Genomic DNA, 22,179 nt, shown 5'->3' on the forward strand with positions numbered 1-22,179 from the left:
CGGCTGGCTGCACACCTACAATCACCACCGCGGACACACCGCGCTCAAAGGCCAACCACCCGCCAGCCGCGTCCCCAACCTCACAGGGCAATACAGCTAGCGGACCCCGGACACACGGCCTGAACGTGCCGTCACCCCCGGCTGCCGGGGATGACGGCACGTTCGCGTGACGCGCCCCTCCCGCGCTTGACGGTCAAGTCGGCTTCGGGGAGGGACGCCTGATGCCCGGTCACTAGGATGGGCGCGCACGGTGACGGGGTGACGGAGGGCGAGGCATGGCGAGCGGTGGTCGGGACGAGGACTGGCTGGACCTGGCCGATGCCGTCGAGGTGCTGCGGACGCAGCTGGCGGAGGCGCAGCGGCGCGGGCAGGGGTCCCCGCTGCGGTTCGTGGTGGGTGAGATCACCGCGGAGTTCGAGGTCGAGCTGGTGCGGACGCGCAACGGCGGCGGGGCGCTGCGGTTCGGGGTCGTGGAGGCCGACGCCCGCAGGGAGCGTTCGACGCGGTCGGTCCAGCGCGTCACCCTGACACTGAAGCCCGAGCAGCACGGCGGCGGGGACGTCGCCGTGGGCGACGTCGAGTAGGCCGGGCACGCGGGAGCGGGACGGTGGAGGAGACGCAGGTCGTCCAGGTCCGCGGCGGCGCGGGCTTCGGCAGCGGCTATCTCGTCGCGCCCCGGCTGGTGCTGACCGCCGCGCACCTGGTGCCCCCGGAGACGGACGGCGCGATCACGGTCTCCCTGCCCGGCGGGCCGACGCGGTTCCCGGTGGTGGTGCGGTGGCGGCGGGACGACGGGGAGACCGTGGACGCCGCGCTGCTGGAGATCCCCGCCGACGACGGACGGTGGTCGCCGCCGAACACCCTGCGCGGGGCCTTCGGCCGCCGCCCCCAGCGCTGGGGCCGGTGCGTGACCGTCGGCACGGAGATCCCGGTCGCCGCCCTGGGTTTCCCCCGTCAGCAGCGGACCGCGACCGGCCGCCGCGACCGGGAGGTGCTGATCGGCAGGGTACGGCCGCACGCCGGCCCGCCCCACGAGATCCTCGACGACGCCGGGCTGCTGCGGCCGGACCTCTCCGGACTCGACGGTCCGGCCGCCGCGCACACCACCTCGTGGTCCGGGATGTCGGGCGCGGCCGTCTTCGCGGACGGCGGGGCGCTGCTGCTCGGGGTGGTGCAGTACGACCGCCGGCCCCGCCAGGGCACCCGGCTGACGTACACCCGCAGCGAGGACCTGCTGGCCTTCGCCGGGTTCCGGGCGGTGGTCCGGGCGGCGACCTCCGTCGACCCGCAGACCGAACCCGCCGAGCTGGGACGGCTGTTGGAGCAGGCGCCGCCCAAGCGGGAGATCGGCTCGCCCAGCATGCTGCTGCGGGCCGACGCCGAGGTGGTGTCGTTCCACGGCAGGGAGGACACCCTCGAACAGCTGGAGCGGTGGTGTCTGACGGACTCGGGCGGATTCCCCGCCGGCCGGGTGATCACCGCGCCCGGCGGCCAGGGCAAGACCCGGCTGGCCCGGCAGCTGATGGCCCGTATGCGGGACCTGGGCTGGGTGGCCGGCCAGGTGGTCCACGATCCGCCCGACCTCGATGTGCTGCGCGGTGTCCGGCATCCGCTGCTGCTGGTCGTCGACTACGCCGAGACCCGGCCCGAGCTGGTCAGGCAGTTGCGGCAGCGGACCGAGCAGGCCCGCCATCCGGTACGGCTGCTGCTGCTCGCCCGCTCGCTGGGCACCTGGCAGACCCGGGCCGCCCGCGGCCTGCGCGAGGTCAGGCTGCACGCGCTCAGCCCCGCCGCCCCCGACCGGGAACTCGCCTTCCGTACAGCGGCCCGTGACCTGTCCCGCCGGCTGGCCGAGGCCACCGGCGACACGGACGTCGACTGGCCCGGGCTCGCCGAGACCCTCCCGGCCCGCCGCCCCACGGCGGCCCCGGGGGCCGAGACGGCGCTGACCGTGCAGATGGCGGCCCTCGCGGCGCTGCTGCGCCGGGTCCGGCTCCCCTCGCAGGACGGGGACACCCTGGAGGGGGAGCTGCTGGAGCACGAGACGAAGTACTGGCACGAGACCGCCGACCGTCGGGGCCTCGGCCGGCTCGGCGACGGGCTGCTCGCCCAAGCGGTCGCGGCGGCCGTCCTGTGCCCCGCGCTCGGCGAGACGGAGGCGCACACGACCGTGGCCCGGCTGCTGCCCGCCGAGTCGCCACTGCTGATCGCCGAGGTCGCCGCCTGGCTGCGCGACCTGTACCCGTCGGCCGACGACCGCTACTGGGGCCAGTTGGAGCCCGACCGGCTGGCGGAGACCCACGCCTGCGAGCAGATCCTCCTGGACGCGCGGCTGCTCGGGCGGCTGTTCGACCGCGCGCCGGACCACCAGCGGGTGCAGACCCTCACCGTGCTGGCCCGTGCGGCCGTCGCCCACGCCAACGCGGGCCGCGCCCATGAGGCGTACACCGTGATCGGCCGGCTGCGCGAGACGCTGCGCTCGGTGCCCGCCGACGCGCCGCTGACCGCGGCCGTGCTGCGCGCGCACTCCGACACCCTGCCGGAGCAGTCCCATGTGCTGCGCGAGTACGCCCTCGACGTCGCCCGCGAACTGAGCGCGCGGTGCCGGGCGACCGGCGACGACCCGGGGGCCCTGCGCGACCGGGCGTGGGCGCTGCACAACCTGGCCGAACGGCAGTTGGCGGTCGGCGGCTGGGCAGAGGCCCGGGAGGCGGCCGGCACCGCGGCGGCGCTGAGGGAGGGGCTCGCGGCCGACGGGACGGCGACCCACCGCACGGAGTGGGCGGACTCGCTGCTGGTGCTCTCCCGCGCCCTGCGGATGACGGGGTGTCCGGCACAGGCGCACGACGTCGGCGGCCGGGCGCTGGAGCTGTTCCGGGCGCTCGCGGGGGAAGAGGGCGGCGACGAGGGCGAGCGACGCGAGAGCGGACTCGTGCGGGCGCTCATCCACCAGTCCCAGGTGGTGTGGCGGCTCGACCCCAGCGCGCTCGGCTTCGACCAGGTCGCCCGGTCCGACGACCACAGCGCCGAGGCCGTCAGCCGGGCCCGGGACCTGGTGGCGCGGCGGCCCGACCTCGATCCGCTCCTGCTCACCCGGGCGCTCACGGAGCGGGGCGCGAGCCTGTGGCGCTTCCAGCGGCATCCGGAGGCGGTGTCGCTGAGCGAGGAGGCGGTCGAGGCGTCCCGCCGGCTGGCGGGCGAGAACCGCGACGCGTACACCGCCGACCTCGCGCGCGCCCTGATGAGCCTCGCGGTCGACCTGGACTCCGCCGGACGCCCGCACACCGAGTGCATGGCGCTGCTGCGGGAGGCCATCGGTCTGATGCGCCCCCTGGCCGAGGAGCTTCCCGCCGTCCACCGGCCCACCCTGGCGCAGATGCTGCACAACCTCGCCTGGGAGCACCACATGGCGGGCGACGACGCCGCCGCGCGGGCCTGTGTCGACGAGGCGATCGAGCACCGCCGGGCGATGGCGCGGGAGCCGTACGGAACGGCGGTGCCGGTCCTCGCCCAGTCGCTCGGCACGCTCGCCACGTTCCTCGCCCGCGCCGACGACCACGAGGCGGCGGCGGAGCGTGCGCGGGAGGCCCTGGAGGTCTATGCGCGCGCCGAACCGCTCAGCGCCGGCGACTTGAACTCATGGGCCGGCGCCGCTCTGGGACTCGCCCGCTCCTTCGACGTCCTGGGCCGCCCCGGCGACGCGCTCGCCGCGCTCAACCAGGCGCTCGCCGCCCGGCGCCGGCTGAGCGAGTACGCCCCCAGCCTCTACACCGAGGGCTACGTCAACGCGCTCCACGACCTGTCCGACCTCTACTGGCGCCACGACCGGCAGATCGCCGTGCGGATCGTGCTGCGCCAGGCGCTGCCGCACTACCGGCAGCTGGCCCGGGTCGACGAGGGGGCCCGCCGGGGACTGGCCGAGTGCCTGCACGACCTCGGGTCCAGCTACGGGACGTCCTGGGCGCTCGCCGACCGTGCGGTGACCGCGCTGCGGGAGGCGTACCGGCTGCGGGTGGAGCTGGCAGCCGCCGATCCGGGCCAGGAGGAGTACCTGGCCATGACGTGCGCGGAGCTGTGCCGGGCCCTGCTGAAGGCGAGCGTCTTCCCCGAGGCCGTGACGATCGCGGAGCACGAGGTGCGGCTGCGGCGCCGGCTCCTCGCCGCGGACCCGGACGGCCAGGAGTGGCCCCACTGTTCCGCCCTGTTGCGGCTGGCCAACAGCCGGGCGAAGGCGGGCGAGGACGCGGCGGCCTGGCGTTCCGCGCTCGACGCGGAGGAGGCGTGCACGGCCCTGGCGGCGCGCCCGGACCAGTCGCCGGACGACATCGCGTGGCTGCTGCACAGGCTGGGCGAGACGCTGAGCCTGTGCGGACGGCACGACGTGCGGCGGGCCGCCCGGGCGCTGGGACCGGCGCGGCGGGCCCTGCGCCTCTACCGGGAGGTGGTGGCGCGGGACCCGAGCAAGCAGAACGGGCTCAGGTGGATCGCCGAGGGCCTGGCGAAGGCCCTGGAGCGGGTCGGCCGCCATGCGGAGGCCGTCGACGTACAGCTGCGAAGAGGAGTGTGACGCGATGACATCACCGTCGGCCGACACCGGGCAGGAGGAGTCCGTCGAGGACATCCGGCGGGACGAGGAGAGTGCCGCCCGTCCGGCGGAGCTGTTCTACGCCAACGTCGGCGAGTTCGTCGCGGACCGCTTCGTGTACTTCGTCTGCCGCCCGGCCCCGGGCTCCGGACGGGTGTGGTGCCCCGAGTGGTACCGCCACCCGGAGGCGCTGTCCCGGCTGGACTCGCTGTGGCGGGCCTGGGAGGCGCTGCGCTGGGACGCCGGCCTCGGTCTGTCCAACTGGTGGGTCCACCACTTCGACCCGGCGGTACGGGCCCTGCTGGATCCCGTCGCCGGTCCCTTCGCCCACTGCGCGGCGGGCCACCGCTCCCCGGAGCCGCTCCCCCTGGAGACGCCCCCGGCCGGCCTGTTCGACGACCAGCGGCTGTCGACGTCGAGGAACCCGTTCGCCCTGGACTGACGGGGAGGGGAGGGAGAGGGGGTCAGAAACCGAGGCGCCGCAGCTGCTTGGGGTCCCGCTGCCAGTCCTTCGCCACCTTCACGTGGAGGTCCAGGAACACCGGTGTGCCCAGCAGCGCCTCGATCTGCTTGCGGGACTTGATGCCGACGTCCTTCAGGCGCTTGCCCTTGGGGCCGATGATGATGCCTTTCTGGCTGGGGCGCTCGATGTAGACGAAGGCGTGGATGTCGAGGAGGGGCTTGTCGGCGGGGCGGCCCTCGCGGGGCAGCATCTCCTCGACGACGACGGCGATGGAGTGGGGCAGCTCGTCGCGGACGCCCTCCAGGGCGGCCTCCCGGATGAGCTCGGCGATCATGACCTGCTCGGGCTCGTCGGTGAGGTCGCCCTCGGGGTAGAGGGCCGGGCCCTCCGGCAGGAGGGGGACGATCAGGTCGGCCAGCAGGTCCACCTGCTTGTCGCCGACGGCCGACACCGGCACGATCTCGGCCCACTCGAAGCCCAGTTCCTTGCCGAGCTGGTCGATCGCGATGAGCTGCTCGGCGAGCCGCTGGCCGTCCACGAGGTCGGTCTTGGTGACGATCGCGATCTTCGGCGTCTTCTTGATGGACGCCAGCTCCTTCGCGATGAAGCGGTCACCGGGGCCGAGCTTCTCGTTCGCGGGGAGGCAGAAGCCGATCACGTCGACCTCGGCCCAGGTCGTGCGGACGACGTCGTTGAGGCGCTCCCCCAGCAGCGTGCGCGGCTTGTGCAGGCCCGGGGTGTCGACGAGGATCAGCTGGGCGTCCGGCCGGTGCACGATGCCGCGGACCGTGTGCCGCGTCGTCTGCGGCTGGTTCGCCGTGATCGCCACCTTCTGGCCGACCAGAGCGTTCGTGAGGGTGGACTTGCCCGCGTTGGGGCGGCCCACGAAGCAGGCGAAACCGGCACGGTGGGCGGCCTCGGCCGGCTGCTCGGATGACTGGGTACGAACGCTCATGGCGCCCATTCTCCCTGATGCCCGGAGCCTCGCCGCACAGACCGCGAGAACGCCCTCCCCGCCACGTCCGGCTCCGCCCCCGCCCCGCCTCCGACCGTGAGCTTTCCGAAACCCCCGCGCAACGAAACGTCACGGAAACACATCCGTACGCGTCCGGAAACGCGTGCCGGTGACCCTCTGACGAGCCCCGCCCCCCTACCCGCTGGAGAAAGGCCGTGACGACCGTGACCCTGGCCGCGCCCCTCGCCGCGCCCCTGGCCGCGAAAGGCATCGACACCGGCGACACCGCCTGGCTGCTCGCCGCCACCGCCCTCGTACTGCTGATGACCCCGGGCCTGGCCCTCTTCTACGGCGGCATGGTCAGGACGAAGAGCGTCCTCAACATGCTGATGATGAGTTTCGTGTCGATCGCACTGGTCACCGTGGTGTGGCTGGCCGCCGGGTACTCGCTCGCGTTCGGCGACGACGCGTTCGGCGGCCTCATCGGGAACCTCGACCACCTCGGCATGGTCGGCCTCGGGCCGGACAGCGTCCAGGGCACCGTCCCCACCCTTCTGTTCGCCACCTTCCAGCTGACCTTCGCGATCATCACGGCCGCCCTGATCAGCGGCGCGATCGCGGACCGGGCGAAGTTCGGGGCGTGGCTGGTCTTCGTGCCGGTGTGGGCGCTGCTCGTATACGTTCCGGTCACCCACTGGGTGTGGGGCCCCGGTGGCTGGATCGTGAGCGACCTCGGCGCCCTGGACTTCGCGGGCGGTCTGCCGGTGGAGGTCACCTCCGGTGCCTCGGGCCTCGCCCTGTGCCTGGTCCTGGGTCCCCGCCTGGGCTTCAAGAAGGACGCGATGCGCCCGCACAACCTGCCCATGGTCATGCTGGGCGCGGGACTGCTGTGGTTCGGCTGGTTCGGCTTCAACGCCGGTTCCGCCCTCGGCGCGAACGGCCTCGCCGCCGCGGCGTTCCTCAACACCCTCGCCGCCGGCTGCACGGGCCTGCTGGGCTGGCTGTTCGTGGAGCAGCGGCGCGACGGCCACCCGACGACGCTGGGCGCGGCCTCGGGCGCCGTCGCGGGTCTCGTCGCGATCACCCCGTCCTGCGGGTCGGTCTCGCTGCTCGGCGCGCTGGCCATCGGCCTGGCCGCCGGTGTCGTCTGCTCGTACGCGGTGAGCTGGAAGTTCAAGCTGAACTACGACGACTCCCTGGACGTCGTCGGCGTCCACCTGGTCGGCGGGATCATCGGCACGGTCCTCATCGGCGTCTTCGCAGTCGAGTCGATGACCGGCGGCGCCGAGGGCCTGCTCCACGGCGGCGGGCTCGGCCAGTTGGGCAGGCAGGTGGTGGCCGTGGTCGCCGTCGGGGCGTACGCGTTCCTCGTGACGTACGGCATCGGCAAACTGATCGGCAGGCTGCTGGGCTTCCGCGCGGACGAGGAGCACGAGCACACCGGCCTCGACCTTACGGTCCACGCCGAGACGGCATACGATCACGGCGTCCTGGGGCACGGCGCCCCGGTCACCGCGCCCGTCCGTCCACTTCCTCCACGCAGAAGGCCAAGGCTTAAGGCATGAAGCTCATCACCGCGATCGTCAAGCCGTACCGCCTCGACGAGGTCAAGACCGCCCTCCAGGAGATGGGCGTGAACGGTCTGACCGTCAGCGAGGCCAGCGGCTACGGCCGGCAGCGCGGCCACACGGAGGTCTACCGCGGCGCCGAGTACCAGGTCGACCTTGTCCCCAAGGTCCGGATCGAGGTGGTCGTCGACGACGCGGATTCCGAGGCCGTGATCGAGGCGATCGTGAAGGCCGCGCAGACCGGCAAGATCGGCGACGGCAAGGTGTGGGCGCTGCCGGTCGAGACGGTGGTGCGGGTCCGCACGGGCGAGCGGGGTCCGGACGCGCTCTGACGCACGGGCCGAGAGGAGAGGGGTGGTGCCGCCGGGAGGCGGTCCCACCCCTCACCCGTTCACTCAGGTGCGGCGGACAGGGCCGGTGCGGCGGATCAGTCGAACACGAACGGGCCCGGCGACTGCGGTCCGCTCGCCGTGCAGCTCACCGGGAAACCGAAGACCACCATCTGCAGGGAGCCGCCGTACGCCTCCAGGCTGTCGCCGGGGGCGACGGTGCCGGTGAGCGGGCCGACGACCATTCCGTCGCCGGCGGCCAGCGCCGGGTTCTCGGTGCCGGTGAAGGACGTCGTGCCGCCGCCCGCCTTCACGAAGGTCAGCGTGGACTGGATGGAGTCCTCGGCGAAGGCGATCGGGGCGGTGATCTCCTCGGAGGAGAGGGTGACGGTGGCGGAGGTGCCGTCCTGCGTGGCCGTGAGCGTGGCCGCGCCGGAGCCGCCGATCGCACAGCTGGCGTTGATCGTCGCGGACTGCGGGGTGACGGCCGCGGCGCTGGGGGCGAGAGCGAGGCCGGTGACGGCGAGCGTCCCTGCGGCGAACGCCGCGCCGACTCCGAGTCGTATGCGTCTCATCGAGCGATTTCCCTTCCCTTGCACGGGAGTTGCACGAGGCTTGGGGACAGCCCCGTACGGCCCGGTACGGGCATTGCCATGTGGGGGCGGTACAACGCGCGGCCGCGCGGCGGAATCTGACGGTCCGCCATCGGAACGGCACCATTGAGGCGCGCCGGACCTGAGATTGCAAGAGAAGTTCTGCCGGTTGGGCCAGGCGCCGGCAAAAGTGGCCGAAGTCCAACGTCGATTGCCCGCTCAACCACTGCACCCCGGCCGGACACCGGGGGCGTTCCGTCCCGCCCCGCGCGGGTTGTCCGCACCCGGCACCGGCTGTCCACTCGCCGGCAAGCGATTTCCCAGGCCCACCGAGAGCGCGTTACCGGCCGTAACACTACGCCGCGGACGTCCTCTGGCGCCTCCGCGAAGATCATGACGACCGCCCGCCCCCGCCCGGTTCAGTCCGCCGTGACCGTCGCCCGTACCGTCCCGTCCGGTCCTGCCAGCAGGACCGGGGTTCCGGGGCCGCCGAGGTCGCGTACGGCGGCGCGGTCCTCGTCGGAGACGGTCTCCGTGTCGGTCACCACGGCCGCCGCCTCGAGGGACTTCGCGCCGGAGGCCACCGCCATGGCGACGGCGGTGCGCAGAGCGCTGAGCTGCAGGGAGTCCAGGGCGACGGTGCCGGCGACGTACGTACGGCCCGTCTCGTCACGTACGGCCGCGCCCTCGGGCACGCCGTTGCGGGCCCGCGCGGAACGGGCCAGGGTGACGATCTTGCGGTCCTCGGGGTCGAGCGCGCTGCTGTCGGTCATGAGCCGAGCATACGTAGCCGCGGGACGGGCGCCCGCGCTCACCCCGCCACCGGGTACAGGACCCCGCGCCTGCCCTCCGGCGAGGCCAGCCACTCCAGCTTGGCCGCAGTGTTCGCTTCGTCCAGCGGGGTGTGGAGCACGATGGTCAGATCGGGGCGGGCCGGCATCCTCATCACGCTGGACTCCAGGCAGAGCAGCCCGACCACCGGATGGTCCAGCTCCTTGCGGATCTGCCCGGCGTCCTCGATGTCCCGCCGCTCCCACAGCTCCGTGAACTCGGGGCTCGCCGCCATGACCCGGGCCAGCAGCTCCCGGAGCCCCTCGTCGTCGGGCATCGCCGCGCACGCCGCCCGGAACTGGGCGACGACCGAGCGGGCGTTCGTCTGCCAACTCCGGGAGCGTGAGCGGTACATCGGGTCGGTGAAGAAGTCCAGCAGGCAGTTCTGGGTGACACCGGGGCGCATCCCCAGGACGAGGGCGGCCGCGTCGTTGTGGAGGACGCTGTTGTAGTACCGGTCCATGACGTGCGCCGGGTACGGCATCCACGCGTCCAGCATGCGCCGCAGTCCGTCGCACATGTCGCTCCGTTCGGGCTCCGCCTCCGGGACGGGCGGATTGAGCCCGGCGAGGAGATACAGGTGCCGTCGTTCGGCGCCGCTGAGCCGCAGCACCCGGGCGACAGCGTCCAGGACCTGCGGGGAGACGGAGATGTCCCGCCCCTGCTCCAGCCACTGGTACCAGGAGGCGCCCACACCCGCGAGGACGGCGACCTCCTCACGGCGCAGACCGGGCGTACGGCGCCGGGGCCCGCCCTCGGGCAGCCCGGCGTCGGCCGGGGAGACCCGGGCCCGCCTGCTCATCAGGAACTCACGCAGTTCGGTGCGGCGGTGCGTCCTGCCCGCCGCGGTCCCCGCGACCGCTGCCACGTGTCCGACTCCCCCGGTTCGACGGCATGCCGGCGCCCACCCCGCCGCCGACCGCCGACTGGTGGTGCCACCACCAGGACAACTGCCCGCTCCCCACGGCTATTCCGGCCACCGCAGTGTCTTGCCCATGGCAATCGACACGAAGTCCCGGGCTGCCGCCGGCCCCGGCGGACGCACCGCCCTGTCCCCACGTGACCGTCTCGTCCTGTTCGTTCTCTGCGCCGCCCAGTTCATGGTCGCGCTCGACTTCTCCGTCCTGAACGTGGCGCTCCCCGTGCTCGGCCGCGACCTCGGCATGAGCCGGTCGGCGCTCCAGTGGGCGGTGACGGCGTTCGCGCTGCCGTCCGGCGGTTTTCTGCTGCTCTTCGGCCGGGTCGGCGACCTGTACGGCCGCCGCCGCCTGTTCCTCGCCGGGCTGGCCCTGTTCGGCGGTGCCTCGGTACTGGCGACGTTCGCCTGGGACCCGGCGTCCTTCCTGGCGGGCCGCGCGCTCCAGGGCCTCGGCGCGGCGGCGATCGTGCCGACGGGCATGTCGCTGCTGACGACCACGTTCCCGGAGGGGCCGGCCCGTGACCGCGCCCTCGGTGTCTCGGGCACCGTGCTGTCACTCGGCTTCACCTTCGGCATGGTGGCCGGCGGTGTGATGACCGACGTGCTCGGCTGGCGCTCCACGATGGGCCTGCTCGCCGTCTTCGCGCTGGTGGTGCTGCCGCTGGCCCCCGGCCTGCTGCCCGAGTCCCGCACCACGGAGCGCCCGCGGCTGGACGTGCCCGGCGCGATCACGGTGACCGGCGGTCTGCTGGCCGTCATCTACGCCCTGTCCACGGCGGCGGAGCGCGGCTTCGGCGGCGCCGACGTGATCGGCGCGCTCGTCGCGGGTCTCGCCCTCCTCGTCGTCTTCGGACGGGTCGAGTCCCGTACGGAGGTGCCGCTGGTGTCCCTGCCGATGCTGCGGCGCCGGACGGTGGCGTGGGGCAACCTGGGCGGGCTGGTGACCTTCTCGATGATGTCGACGGTGGTCTTCGTCCTGACGCTCTACCTCCAGGAGACCCTGCGGCTCTCCGCGTTCGAGACGGGTCTGGTCTTCGGCACCCAGGGCGTGCTGTCGGCGGTGGCCGGCTCGTACGCCGCCCGTGTCATCGGGCGCTTCGGTGCCCGCCGCACCCTGGTCGTCTCCCTCGCCGGCCAGGGTGTGCTGACCGCCGCCCTGCTGGGCATCGGCGAGGCCGGCTGGTCCGTGTGGCTCGCCGTGGCCGCCGTCTCCCTGGCGAGCATGTGCCACCTGGGGGCGATCATCTCCTACGGCCTCACCGTGACCTCCGGCGTCCCCGACCACGAGCAGGGCCTCGCCACCGGCCTGGTCACCTCCACCCAGCAGGTCGGCATCACCGTCGGCATCCCCCTCCTCGGTGTCCTCGCCACCACCTCGGGTGACCTGCTCGCCGGGGTCCACCTGGTCCTCGCGCTGGACGCGGCGATCGTCCTGGCGGCGGCGGTCCTCGTGGCCGTGGGCCTGCGCGCGGGGCGCGGCGCGTCAGGGACGGTCGAGACGCAGCCGCTCGGCTCGCGGTAGCCCGGCCACGACCAGGTCGTACGAGTCCTCGATGAGCTCCCGGACGAGGGCGTCCGGGAGGTCGCCGTCGACCGTCACCGTGTTCCAGTGGCGTTTGTTCATGTGGTAGCCGGGGGCGATCAGCCCGGGGTGCTCACCACGCAGCCGGACCGCGTCCTCCGGGTCGCACTTGAGGTTGACCTTCAGGGGCCGCTGCTCCGTCCAGCTCAGCGCGAACATCTTGCCGAGAACCTTGAAGACGGAGATCTCCGGGCGGAACGGGAAATCCTCGACCGTCTCGTTGAAGGACAGGCAGAAGGCGCGCAGTTCGTCGGGGCTCACTCCGGCTTCGTCTCCTCCTGCGGCGGCTCGGCCGGGCCGATCGGCTCCACCAGCACCGTCACGATCTTGTTCCGGCGGCCGGCCGCGGCCTCCGCCGTGAGCCGCAGTTCCCGTCCGTCGGGCAGCTCCACGACCGACGAGGCACCGGCGATGGGCACCCGCCCCAGCGCCTTGGCGAGGAGACCGCCCACGGTCTCCACGTCCTCGTCGTCGTAGGCGTCGAGGCCGTACAGCTCGCCGAGGTCGGTGATGTCGAGGCGGGCGGTGACCCGGTGGCGGTCGTCGCCCAGCTCCTCCACCGGCGGCAGCTCCCGGTCGTACTCGTCGGTGATCTCGCCGACGATCTCCTCCAGGATGTCCTCGATGGTGACGATGCCGGCGGTGCCGCCGTACTCGTCGATGACGACGGCGACGTGGTTGCGCTCCTGCTGCATCTCACGCAGCAGATCGCCGGCGTTCTTGGTGTCGGGGACGAAGACGGCGGGGCGCATGGCCGTGGAGACCAGCTCGTTCTCCGCGTCGCGGTTGATGTGTGTCCTGCGGGCCAGGTCCTTGAGGTAGACCACGCCGACGATGTCGTCCTCGCTCTCCCCGGTGACGGGGATGCGCGAGAAGCCGGACCGCAGGGCGAGAGTGAGGGCCTGGCGGATCGTCTTGTACCGCTCGATGACGACCAGGTCGGTGCGCGGGACCATCACCTCGCGGACGAGGGTGTCACCGAGCTCGAACACCGAGTGCACCATGCGGCGCTCCTCGGCCTCGATCAGCGACTCCTGCTCCGCGAGGTCGACCAGCGCGCGCAGCTCGGCCTCGGAGGCGAAGGGGCCGCGACGGAAGCCCTTTCCGGGGGTCAGGGCGTTGCCGATGAGGATCAGCAGGGCCGGGACGGGGCCCATGATCCGGGCCAGCGGCAGCAGCACGTACGCCGCCGCCGTGGCCGTGTTCAGGGGGTGCTGGCGGCCGATGGTGCGCGGGGAGACGCCGATGGCGACATAGGAGACGAGGACCATGACGCCGATGGCGACGGCCAGCGCCTGCCAGGTCTCGTCGAACTCCTTCAGGCACGCGTAGGTGACGAGCGCGGCGGCGGCCATCTCGCAGGCCACCCGCACCAGGAGCGCGACGTTCAGGTAGCGGGTCGGGTCGGCCGTGACCTGGGCGAGCTTGGCGCTGCCGCGCCGCCCGGACCGTACGGCCTCCTCGGCACGGAAGCTGGAGACCCGCGCGAGGCCCGCCTCCGCGCAGGCGGCGAGCCAGGCGACGACGACCAGGGCGATGGCACCGCTGACGAGGGACGCGCTCATGACACGGTCGGGGCCGGGGACGGGCCGGTGTGGCCCTTCTCCGCGCGCCAGCCGTCCACGATGGCCGCCTGGAGACCGAACATCTCGGCCTTCTCGTCGGGCTCCTCGTGGTCGTAGCCGAGCAGGTGCAGCACTCCGTGGACGGTCAGGAGCTGGAGCTCCTCGTCCATGGTGTGCTGCGTGGGTGCTTCCCTGCCCTGCTTCTCGGCGACCTCGGGGCACAGCACGATGTCCCCGAGGAGGCCCTGCGGCGGCTCGTCGTCGTCCTTCGACGGCGGACGCAGCTCGTCCATGGGAAAGGACATGACATCCGTCGGGCCGGGCAGGTCCATCCACTGGATGTGCAGCTGCTCCATGGCGTCGGCGTCCACGACGATCACCGAGAGCTCGGAGAGCGGGTGGATGCGCATCCGGGCGAGTGCGTAGCGGGCGATGTCGAGGATCGCCTGCTCGTCGACCTCGGTTCCTGACTCGTTGTTGACGTCGATCGACATGGTGCTGTGCTTGTCTACTTCCCCTTGTGCCCGGACTTGCCCCGGCTCTTGTGGGAGCCGTTCTGGGTGCCGTGCTTGCTGTCGTACTGCTCGTACGCGTCGACGATACGGCCGACGAGCTTGTGCCGTACGACATCGTGCGACGACAGCCGGGAGAAGTGCACGTCCTCGACGCCGTCCAGGATGTCCTGGACCTGGCGCAGACCGGACTTCGTGCCGTCCGGCAGGTCGACCTGCGTCACATCGCCCGTGATCACGATCTTCGAGTCGAAGCCGAGGCGGGTGAGGAACATCTTCATCTGCTCGGGCGAGGTGTTCTGGGCCTCGTCGAGGATGATGAAGGCGTCATTGAGCGTGCGGCCGCGCATGTACGCCAGCGGCGCCACCTCGATGGTCCCCGCCGCCATCAGCCGCGGGATCGAGTCGGGGTCGAGCATGTCGTGCAGCGCGTCGTACAGCGGGCGCAGGTACGGGTCGATCTTCTCGTAGAGGGTGCCCGGCAGGAAGCCCAGCCGCTCGCCGGCCTCGACCGCGGGCCGGGTCAGGATGATGCGGTTGACCTGCTTGGACTGCAGGGCCTGGACGGCCTTGGCCATGGCCAGGTAGGTCTTGCCGGTGCCGGCGGGGCCGATGCCGAAGACGACGGTGTGCTTGTCGATGGCGTCGACGTACCGCTTCTGGTTGAGCGTCTTGGGGCGGATGGTGCGGCCGCGCGAGGAGAGGATGTTCTGCGTCAGCACCTCGGCCGGGGTCTCCTGGCCGTCGCTCTTGCCGTTCTCACTCGCTCTCAGCATGGCGATCGAGCGTTCCACTGCGTCCTCCGTCATCGGCTGTCCGGTGCGGAGCACCAGCATCATCTCGTCGAACAGGCGCTGGACGAGAGCGACTTCGTGGGCGTCGCCGACCGCGCTGATCTCATTGCCCCGGACGTGGATGTCGACCGCCGGGAAGGCCTTCTCGATCACGCGCAGGAGGGAGTCGCCGGAACCCAGCACGGTCACCATGGGGTGGGCCGCGGGGACGGTGAACTGTGCTCTCGCCTTGCCCTGCGCGGGGGTGTGAGCTGTGGGTGTCTGAGTCATGGGCCGGCCCTGTGGCCGCACGTCCTCCTTGAAACGGCTCGCAGGCCCTGTGAGGGGGCTGCGCTTGCGATTCAAGGGTACGCCGCGGCACCGACAACGCCGCAGGAGTTTTCGACGGTGCGGATGAGCTCGGGAGCTCGCTGCCTCAGCGCCAGACCGGGGCCCCCGCCGCTCCCGGCGTCGTGGCCTCGATCTTCGTCCGCGTCTCGCTCATCACCTGGACGATGCGTTCTTCGTGGGCCGGGGTCAGACGGGTGATCGGGACCGAACAGCTGATGGCGTCCCGGGCCGGGGTGTCGTAGCGGAGGGCGAAACCGAAGCCGACGATGCCGGGGACGCCCTCCTCGCGGTCGACTGAGTGGCCGCGGGCGCGGGTGGCGGCGAGATCGGCGGCGAGGGACGCCCGGGTGGTGTGGGTGCGGGGGGTGAGCGCCTTGTACGGGCCCTCGGGGAGCTCCGCGTCGGGGCGCTCGGCGAGGAGGGCCTTGCCGAGGGCGCCGGCGTGGGCCGGGAGGCGGCGGCCGACGCGGCTGATCGTGCGCAGGTACTCGTGGGACTCGCGGGTGGCCAGATAGGCCACGTCCATGCCGTCGAGGCGGGCCAGGTGGATGGTCTCGCCGAGGGCCTCGGACGCCTCGTCCAGATACGGCCGTACGGCGCGGACGCGCGGGTCGGAGTCGAGGTAGCCGGTGCCGGTGAGCAGCGCGCGGATGCCGATGCCGTAGAGGGAGCCGGTGGTGTCCGTACGGACCCAGCCCCGGCCGATCAGGGTCTGCAGCAGCGCGTACATCGAGCTGCGCGGGACTCCCAGCTCCTCCGCCAGTTCCTGGAGCCGGGCGGGCCGGTCGCCGCGCGCGGCCAGCAGCTCCAGCAGATCGAGGGTGCGCGCGGCCGACTTCACCTCACGGACGCCCCCCGCGCCCTCTGTCTGCGCCATGTGCCGATCGTAGGCGGACCGCGCACGCCCATTGACGCCCGTCATTCATCTACCTAATCTCCATTCTCCTACATGGATGACGTCTACATGGGGAGATGACCCTCGGGTGGACCTCGACCCGGACCTTCGTACCGCCACGGTCGGGCGGCTGCGTGACGGCATGGCGAGCGGCGTCCTGTCGTTCCCGCTCACCAGCTTCCGCGCCGACGGTTCCCTCGACCTCGACGGCTTCGCCGCGTACCTCGACGCGCAGATCGCCACCGGCCCCGGCGCCGTCTTCCCGGCGTGCGGCACGGGCGAGTTCTTCTCCCTGGACGAGGACGAGTACCGGCAGGTCGTGGCCGCCGCCGTGGAGGTGACGGCCGGGCGGGTGCCGGTGGTGGCCGGGACCGGCTACGGGTGGGCGCAGGCCGTACGGTTCGCGCGGATCGCCGAGGAGGCGGGCGCCGACGCGCTGCTGGTGCTGCCGCACTACCTGGTGGCCGCCCCGCAGGAAGGGCTGGTCGGGCAGCTGACGGAGATCGCCGCGCGGACCCGGCTGCCGCTCATCGCCTACCAGCGCGACCAGGTCTGCTTCACCGCCGATTCGCTCCGCCGGATCGCCCGGATCCCGAACGTCATCGGCCTGAAGGACGGCCACGGCGACCTCGACCGGCTCCAGCGCCTCACCCTCACCGCGCCCGGGGGCTTCCTCTTCTTCAACGGGGCCGCGACCGCGGAGGTGCAGGCCCGCGCGTACGCCACGGTCGGTGTCCCGGCGTACTCCTCCGCCGTCCACGCCTTCGCGCCCGAGATCGCCGCAGCCTTCTTCGGCGCGTTGCGGCGCGCCGACGGCCCGGTGGTGCAGAGGCTGCTGCGTGAGTTCTACGTGCCCCTGGTCGAGCTGCGGGACCGGCGGCCTGGGTACGCGGTGTCGCTGGTCAAGGCGGCGGCCCGGCTGCGCGGCCGAACCGTCGGCCCGGTACGCGCCCCGCTCACCGACCCGTCGGCCGCCGACCTCGCCGACCTGGAGCAGTTGCTGGCCGCCGGGCTCGCCCTGGTGTCCGACCTCGCCGCCGCACCGCGTGGCGCGACCCCCGCCGCCCCGACCGCAGGAGCCGCCCTGTGACCGCTGTCCGCGACCTGACCATCGCCGAGGTCCGGCTGACCCCGATCCTGGTCGCCGACCCGCCGCTGCTGAACACCCAGGGGGTCCACCAGCCGTACACACCCCGGCTGATCGTGGAGGTCGTGACCGCCGACGGGACCACGGGCGTCGGCGAGACGTACGGCGACACGAAGTATCTGGAGCTTGCGCGGCCCTTCGCGGGGAAGCTGGTGGGCCGCACGGTCGACGATCTGAACGGACTGTTCGTCGTCGCCGACCAGGTCGCCGTCGACCGATCCCGGATCTCGGGCCAGGTGGACGTGGGCGGCCTGCGCGGTGTGCAGACCGCCGACAAGCTGCGGCTTTCGGTCGTCTCCGCGTTCGAGGTGGCCTGCCTGGACGCCCTCGGCAAGGCGCTGGGGCTGCCGGTGCACGCGCTGCTCGGCGGGAAGGTACGGGACGTGGTGGAGTACAGCGCGTACCTGTTCTACAAGTGGGCCGGCCATCCCGAGGGCGTCGCCTGCGAGAAGGACGACTGGGGTGCGGCCGTCGACCCGGCCGGGGTGGTGGAGCAGGCCCGGAGGTTCACCGACCGTCATGGCTTCACCTCCTTCAAGCTCAAGGGCGGTGTCTTCCCGCCGGAGGAGGAGATCGCCGCGGTCCGCGCGCTCGCCGAGGCATTCCCCGGCCGTCCTCTGCGGCTCGACCCCAACGGGGCCTGGTCGGTGGAGACCTCCGTGAGGGTCGCGGACGCCCTCGCCGATGTCCTCGAATACCTGGAGGACCCGGCGCTGGGCACGCCCGCCATGGCCGAGGTCGCGGCACGTACGCCGGTGCCGCTCGCCACCAACATGTGCGTGACGACCTTCGCCGAGATCAAGGAGGCGTTCACCAAGGACGCCGTGCAGGTCGTCCTCTCGGACCACCACTACTGGGGCGGTCTGCGCAACACCCGCGAACTGGCCGCGATCTGCCGTGCCTTCGGTGTCGGAGTCTCCATGCACTCCAACACCCACCTCGGCATCAGCCTCGCCGCGATGACCCACGTGGCGTCCACGGTGCCCGACCTCCACCACGCCTGCGACTCGCACTACCCCTGGCAGTCCGAGGACGTCCTCACCGAGCGCCTCACCTTCGAGAACGGGTCCGTACGCGTGTCCGACGCACCGGGCCTGGGCGTCGAGCTCGACCGCGCCAGGCTGGCCTTCCTCCACGAGAGGTGGCTGGCCGACGACGGCACCCTCCGCGACCGCGACGACGGGGCAGCGATGCGGGTGGCTCACCCGGACTGGACCCCGCCGTCCGTAGCTCGCTGGTAGAGCCGGGCATTCGGCTGCGGGTGGGTGGGGGGGGTTCGCGTGGTCTCCCGCGCCCTGAAGGGACGGGCCTGCGGCCCGCCCCTCAGCCGAAAAGCACGGGGCGCAGCCCCGGCCGCTTTTCAGGGCGCGGGGAACTGCGCGAGAAACCCCCACCCACCCGCGCCCGCCAAGGAAACACGCACCCCCGAGCCAACACGCGCCCCACCCACCCAGCGGAGCGTTTTGGTGCCAGACTGGCCAGATCCACGCACCACCGCCAGGGAGCACACCGTGACCGCGTTCAAAGGAGAGCGTCCACACCACCGGCCCCAGGTCGACCCGCTGTCGGCGCTGAGGGCCCCGGACGACCCGCCCTGGGACGTGTATCTGACCGGCACCGTCTTCCTCGACATCATCTTCACCGGCCTCGACTCCGCCCCCGTCCGCGGCACCGAGTCCTGGGCCCGCGGCATGGGGTCCAGCCCCGGCGGCGTGGCGAACATGGCCACGGCGCTGGCCCGGCTCGGCCTGAGGACCTCCCTCGCCGCGGCCTTCGGCGACGACCACTACGGCGAGTACTGCTGGGACGCCCTGGAGCAGGGCGAGGGCATCGACCTGTCCACCTCCCGTACCGTCGCGGGCTGGCACTCCCCGGTCACCGTCTCCATGGCGTACGAGGGCGAGCGCACGATGGTCTCGCACGGCCACGCCGCCCCCACGGAGGAGTCCGCCCCGGAGTGCCCGCCGTACTCACGCGCCGCCGTCGCCTCCCTCGCTCCCGGCGTACGCGCCCCCTGGATCGCCCAGGCCGCGCGCAAGGGCACCCGGATCTTCGCGGACGTCGGCTGGGACGAGACCGGCGCCTGGGACCTGGCGGGACTGACCGACCTCGAACACTGCGAGGCGTTCCTGCCGAACGCGCAGGAGGCGATGCGCTACACCCGCGCCGAGTGCCCCCGCGCCGCCGCCCGCGCCCTCACCGAGCATGTCCCGGTGGCCGTGGTGACGCTCGGCGCGGACGGCGCGTACGCGGTGGACGGCCGTACCGGCGAGACGGCGGAGGTGCCGGCGATCGCGGTGGAGGCCCTGGACCCCACGGGCGCCGGCGATGTCTTCGTGGCCGGGTTCGTCACCGGCACCCTCGCGGACTGGCCTCTGGCGGACCGGCTGGCCTTCGCCGGCCTGACGGCCGCCCTCTCGGTCCAGGAGTTCGGCGGTTCGCTGTCGGCGCCCGGCTGGTCCGAGATCGCCGCGTGGTGGCGTCGAGTGCGGTCCCTCGACGTCCAGGACCCCGCCGCCCTGCGCCGCTACGCCTTCCTGGAGGACTTCCTCCCCGAGGGGCCCGTGGCTCCATGGCCGCTGCGCCGCGCGGTCCCCACCATCGGCTTCCGCCGCTCGGCCTGAGTGAACGAGCCTGCGCGGCAAGGAAGTTGAGACCCCTCCCGCACGCGCGAGGCGAATGCGGATACCCCGGCGAACGCCCCCCAAACGCAACGTGCCCCACATCACACCCCCCGCGTTTCTTCCGTACTCCGCGGCCTTGATACAAATTCTCCGCGCGTCCCTGTCCGTCGACAGCCGCCCACTTCCCTTGCCGGGCCCCCGTCGTCGGGGTCCGCAGCCGCACCCTCGCACGTCCAGGAACGCCCGTGTCCCCCCGCACCCCCACCCTGCCCTGGCCCCTCGTCGCCCTTTTCACGGCCGGGTACCTCGCCGCGTACCTCCTGCCGACCACCGTCGGCAGACTCGACGCGGCCCTCCCCCTCACCGCCACCGAGGCCGGCGCCGTCGGCAGTGCCCTGCTGCTGGGTTCGGCCTCGGCGGGCTTCACGCTCGCCGCGCAGGTGGAGCGGTTCGGCCCACGCCGCCTCGCCCGCACGGGCCTGCTGCTCGCGGCCGTCGGCTACGGCGCCGCCGCCCTCACCCCCAGCCTCCCCACGGTCGTCGTGGGAGCGGTCCTCGGCGGTTTCGGCTCGGGTACGGCGACCGCCGTAGCCGCGGCCGGCATCGCCGCGCAGCGCGACCCCCACCAGGTGTCCACCATGGGCCTGCTGGGTGTCTCGGCACTGGCCGGCGCGCTCTATCTGACCATCCCGCAGCTGGGCCCCGGCCACGGCGTGCCGCTCGCCGCCCTCGCCCTCACGGCCCTGCTCACCCTGCCCGCGACCAGCCGTCTCACCGCCGCCGTGGCCACGGCCCACACCGACCGGGAACGCGGCCCGCTCCCCCACCGCCGCTCGGGTCTGGTCCTCGCCGCCACCCTCCTGCTGTGGTCCCTGGCCCAGAACTCCCTCTGGGGCGTGAGCGGCCGTATCGGCACCACACAGGCCGGACTCACCGAGGTCACCGTCGGCGCGGTCTTCGCGGCGGCCCTCGGCGCGGGCCTGCTGGGGGTGGTCGGCGCGAGCGCGCTGGGCACGCGGCTGGGCAGGGCGCTGCCCATCGGCGGTGGCACCGCGCTCATCGCGGGCTGTATCGCGCTGAGCGCCTCGGCGACCGACCTCACGACTTTCGCCACGGGCGAGATCGCCTGGAACGTGCTCTACCCGGTGGTGCTGTCGTATCTGATCGGGCTCGCCGCCTCACTCGACCCGCGCGGCCGCTGGGCGGTCCTGGTCGGCTCCGCGTCCTCGCTCGGCACGGCCGCCGGCCCCCTCACCGGCAGCCTGCTCTCCGCCCACGCCGGCTTTCCGGCGATGGGCACGGTCCTGGCCGTGGGCCTGCTCCTGATCGCCGCACCCATGACGGCCGTGGCCGTGCGCACCACGACCGTCACGACCGAGCACGCCCGCTACCGGGACCCGGCCACCACGGAGCAGCCTCAGTACCGTCCGGCGGCCTGAGCCCGGCTCCGCAGGCGTCGGGCCCCCTCAGAACCGGTAGGCGTCCACCTCGGCGAGATACCGGGCCCGCCGCTCCTCGTCGTCCTCCAGGAAGGAGGCGGTGAAGGAGTTGCGGGCCAGCTCGCGCAGCCGCTCCTCGCTCAGGCCGAGGGTGCGGTGGACGGCGTCGAAGTTGTCGCCGGCGTAGCCGCCGAAATAGGCGGGGTCGTCGGAGTTGACCGTGCAGAGCAGCCCGGCGTCGAGCATGGCGGGCAGCGGGTGGTCGGCGAGGGTGTCGACGGTCCGCAGGCGGACGTTGGAGAGCGGACACAGCGTCAGCGGGATCCGCTCGCGCACGAGCCGCTCGACGAGGGCCGGGTCCTCCATGCAGCGCAGCCCGTGGTCGACGCGCTCCACACCAAGGACGTCCAGGGCCTCGGTGATGTACTCCGGCGGCCCCTCCTCGCCGGCGTGCGCCACCCGCCGCAGGCCCAGCGCGGCGGCCGCCTCGTACACCTCGCGGAACTTGACCGGCGGATGCCCGACCTCGGCGGAGTCGAGGCCGATGCCGGTGATCCGGTCGAGGTACGGCTTGGCGGCCTCCAGCGTCTCCATGGCGGAGGCGGCGGACTCGTCGCGCAGGAAGCACATGATGAGCCGGGTGGAGACGCCGTGGACCTCCTCGCTCTTCTCCAGCGCCCGCCACAACCCCTCGACGACGGCGCCCAGAGCCACCCCGCGGGCCGTGTGCGCCTGCGGGTCGAAGAACATCTCCACATGCCGCACCCCCTGCGCCGCGGCACGGGCGAGGTAGGCGTCGGCGAGGTCCGCGAAGTCCCGCTCGGTGCGGAGCACGGCCATCAGCTCGTAGTACAGGTTCAGGAACGACTGGAGATCCTCGAACCGGTACGCCTCGCGGAGCGCGTCCGTGCCGGCGTACGGCAGCGTCACCCCGTTCCGCGCGGCCAGCTCGAAAGCCAGCTCCGGCTCCAGGGTGCCTTCGATGTGCAAGTGCAGTTCAGCCTTGGGGAGGGACATCGAAGCATGGTACGTCCGGCGCACCCGCGAC

At 72.8% G+C, this 22,179-nt stretch carries 20 protein-coding genes; 10 read left to right on the top strand and 10 right to left on the bottom strand.

Annotation, left to right across the window (positions count from 1 at the left end):
* Positions 1–275 precede the first annotated feature (275 nt).
* From ACZ43N_RS32205 to ACZ43N_RS32215, 3 genes are read left to right on the top strand one after another with little or no spacing between them, the layout of a single operon-like run.
* The gene (locus ACZ43N_RS32205) at positions 276–584 is read left to right on the top strand and encodes a trypco2 family protein (protein WP_468102582.1); all 309 of its coding nucleotides are present in this window, start codon (positions 276–278) and stop codon (positions 582–584) included.
* A 23-nt stretch (positions 585–607) separates the two neighbouring features.
* On the top strand, positions 608–4,567 hold the full coding sequence (locus tag ACZ43N_RS32210; RefSeq protein WP_468102583.1) for a trypsin-like peptidase domain-containing protein: 3,960 nt from the start codon (positions 608–610) through the stop codon (positions 4,565–4,567).
* A 4-nt stretch (positions 4,568–4,571) separates the two neighbouring features.
* Positions 4,572–5,027 carry a DUF4913 domain-containing protein gene (locus tag ACZ43N_RS32215; RefSeq protein ID WP_468102584.1) on the top strand — a complete coding sequence of 152 codons (456 nt, stop codon included), beginning with the start codon at positions 4,572–4,574 and terminating at the stop codon, positions 5,025–5,027.
* Between the two features lie 22 nt (positions 5,028–5,049).
* Here ACZ43N_RS32215 and era read toward each other — a convergent pair whose 3' ends face one another.
* Positions 5,050–6,012: a GTPase Era gene (gene era / locus ACZ43N_RS32220; protein WP_468102585.1), complete on the bottom strand. Its 963-nt coding sequence runs from the start codon at positions 6,010–6,012 to the stop codon at positions 5,050–5,052.
* Between the two features lie 215 nt (positions 6,013–6,227).
* On the opposite strand from era, the gene ACZ43N_RS32225 reads away from it, so the two are divergent.
* Complete coding sequence (locus tag ACZ43N_RS32225; RefSeq protein WP_468102677.1) at positions 6,228–7,568, top strand: ammonium transporter; 1,341 nt, start codon at positions 6,228–6,230, stop codon at positions 7,566–7,568.
* Positions 7,565–7,903: a P-II family nitrogen regulator gene (locus tag ACZ43N_RS32230; protein WP_055539461.1), complete on the top strand. Its 339-nt coding sequence runs from the start codon at positions 7,565–7,567 to the stop codon at positions 7,901–7,903. Before ACZ43N_RS32225 ends, ACZ43N_RS32230 begins: the two co-directional genes overlap by 4 nt.
* 95 nt (positions 7,904–7,998) lie before the next feature.
* Here ACZ43N_RS32230 and ACZ43N_RS32235 read toward each other — a convergent pair whose 3' ends face one another.
* The 3 genes from ACZ43N_RS32235 to ACZ43N_RS32245 form a co-directional block, all read right to left on the bottom strand.
* Positions 7,999–8,475 carry a hypothetical protein gene (locus tag ACZ43N_RS32235; RefSeq protein ID WP_468102586.1) on the bottom strand — a complete coding sequence of 159 codons (477 nt, stop codon included), beginning with the start codon at positions 8,473–8,475 and terminating at the stop codon, positions 7,999–8,001.
* 437 nt (positions 8,476–8,912) lie between these two features.
* Entirely contained in the window at positions 8,913–9,266 is a 354-nt protein-coding gene (locus tag ACZ43N_RS32240) for a cytidine deaminase (protein WP_468102587.1), read from the bottom strand.
* A gap of 38 nt (positions 9,267–9,304) precedes the next feature.
* A complete protein-coding gene (locus ACZ43N_RS32245; RefSeq protein ID WP_468102678.1) occupies positions 9,305–10,126 on the bottom strand; it encodes a helix-turn-helix transcriptional regulator in 822 nt (273 codons plus the stop codon).
* A gap of 193 nt (positions 10,127–10,319) precedes the next feature.
* Between ACZ43N_RS32245 and ACZ43N_RS32250 the strand changes: the two genes are divergently transcribed.
* Positions 10,320–11,765, top strand: coding sequence for an MFS transporter (locus ACZ43N_RS32250; protein WP_468102588.1), 1,446 nt, complete (start codon positions 10,320–10,322; stop codon positions 11,763–11,765).
* Here the strand turns inward: ACZ43N_RS32250 and ACZ43N_RS32255 are convergent.
* From ACZ43N_RS32255 to ACZ43N_RS32275, 5 genes are all read right to left on the bottom strand, one after another.
* Positions 11,727–12,086, bottom strand: a complete 360-nt coding sequence (locus ACZ43N_RS32255; protein WP_468102589.1) for an MmcQ/YjbR family DNA-binding protein — start codon at positions 12,084–12,086, stop codon at positions 11,727–11,729. The two genes, ACZ43N_RS32250 and ACZ43N_RS32255, sit on opposite strands and share 39 nt — an antisense overlap.
* A complete protein-coding gene (locus ACZ43N_RS32260) occupies positions 12,083–13,390 on the bottom strand; it encodes a hemolysin family protein (RefSeq protein WP_468102590.1) in 1,308 nt (435 codons plus the stop codon). The genes ACZ43N_RS32255 and ACZ43N_RS32260 overlap by 4 nt, the downstream gene beginning before the upstream one ends.
* A complete protein-coding gene (gene ybeY / locus ACZ43N_RS32265; RefSeq protein ID WP_468102591.1) occupies positions 13,387–13,884 on the bottom strand; it encodes an rRNA maturation RNase YbeY in 498 nt (165 codons plus the stop codon). Before ybeY ends, ACZ43N_RS32260 begins: the two co-directional genes overlap by 4 nt.
* Positions 13,885–13,898: 14 nt before the next feature.
* Positions 13,899–14,966, bottom strand: coding sequence for a PhoH family protein (locus ACZ43N_RS32270; RefSeq protein WP_468102592.1), 1,068 nt, complete (start codon positions 14,964–14,966; stop codon positions 13,899–13,901).
* Between the two features lie 145 nt (positions 14,967–15,111).
* Complete coding sequence (locus ACZ43N_RS32275; RefSeq protein WP_468102593.1) at positions 15,112–15,903, bottom strand: IclR family transcriptional regulator; 792 nt, start codon at positions 15,901–15,903, stop codon at positions 15,112–15,114.
* A 160-nt stretch (positions 15,904–16,063) separates the two neighbouring features.
* Here ACZ43N_RS32275 and ACZ43N_RS32280 point away from each other — a divergent pair, with 160 nt between their 5' ends.
* The 4 genes from ACZ43N_RS32280 to ACZ43N_RS32295 all read left to right on the top strand — a co-directional run bounded on the left by ACZ43N_RS32280 (position 16,064) and on the right by ACZ43N_RS32295 (position 21,131).
* On the top strand, positions 16,064–17,011 hold the full coding sequence (locus ACZ43N_RS32280; RefSeq protein ID WP_468102679.1) for a 5-dehydro-4-deoxyglucarate dehydratase: 948 nt from the start codon (positions 16,064–16,066) through the stop codon (positions 17,009–17,011).
* Positions 17,008–18,309, top strand: coding sequence for a glucarate dehydratase family protein (locus tag ACZ43N_RS32285; protein ID WP_468102594.1), 1,302 nt, complete (start codon positions 17,008–17,010; stop codon positions 18,307–18,309). The genes ACZ43N_RS32280 and ACZ43N_RS32285 overlap by 4 nt, the downstream gene beginning before the upstream one ends.
* A gap of 270 nt (positions 18,310–18,579) precedes the next feature.
* Positions 18,580–19,692: a PfkB family carbohydrate kinase gene (locus ACZ43N_RS32290; protein ID WP_468102595.1), complete on the top strand. Its 1,113-nt coding sequence runs from the start codon at positions 18,580–18,582 to the stop codon at positions 19,690–19,692.
* A gap of 245 nt (positions 19,693–19,937) precedes the next feature.
* Positions 19,938–21,131: an MFS transporter gene (locus tag ACZ43N_RS32295; protein WP_468102596.1), complete on the top strand. Its 1,194-nt coding sequence runs from the start codon at positions 19,938–19,940 to the stop codon at positions 21,129–21,131.
* Between the two features lie 27 nt (positions 21,132–21,158).
* Here the strand turns inward: ACZ43N_RS32295 and ACZ43N_RS32300 are convergent, their stop codons facing one another.
* Positions 21,159–22,148 (bottom strand): adenosine deaminase, encoded by a 990-nt coding sequence (locus ACZ43N_RS32300; protein ID WP_468102597.1) that lies wholly within the window; start codon positions 22,146–22,148, stop codon positions 21,159–21,161.
* Positions 22,149–22,179 lie beyond the last annotated feature (31 nt).

The organism is Streptomyces sp. NPDC030814, from assembly GCF_055572155.1.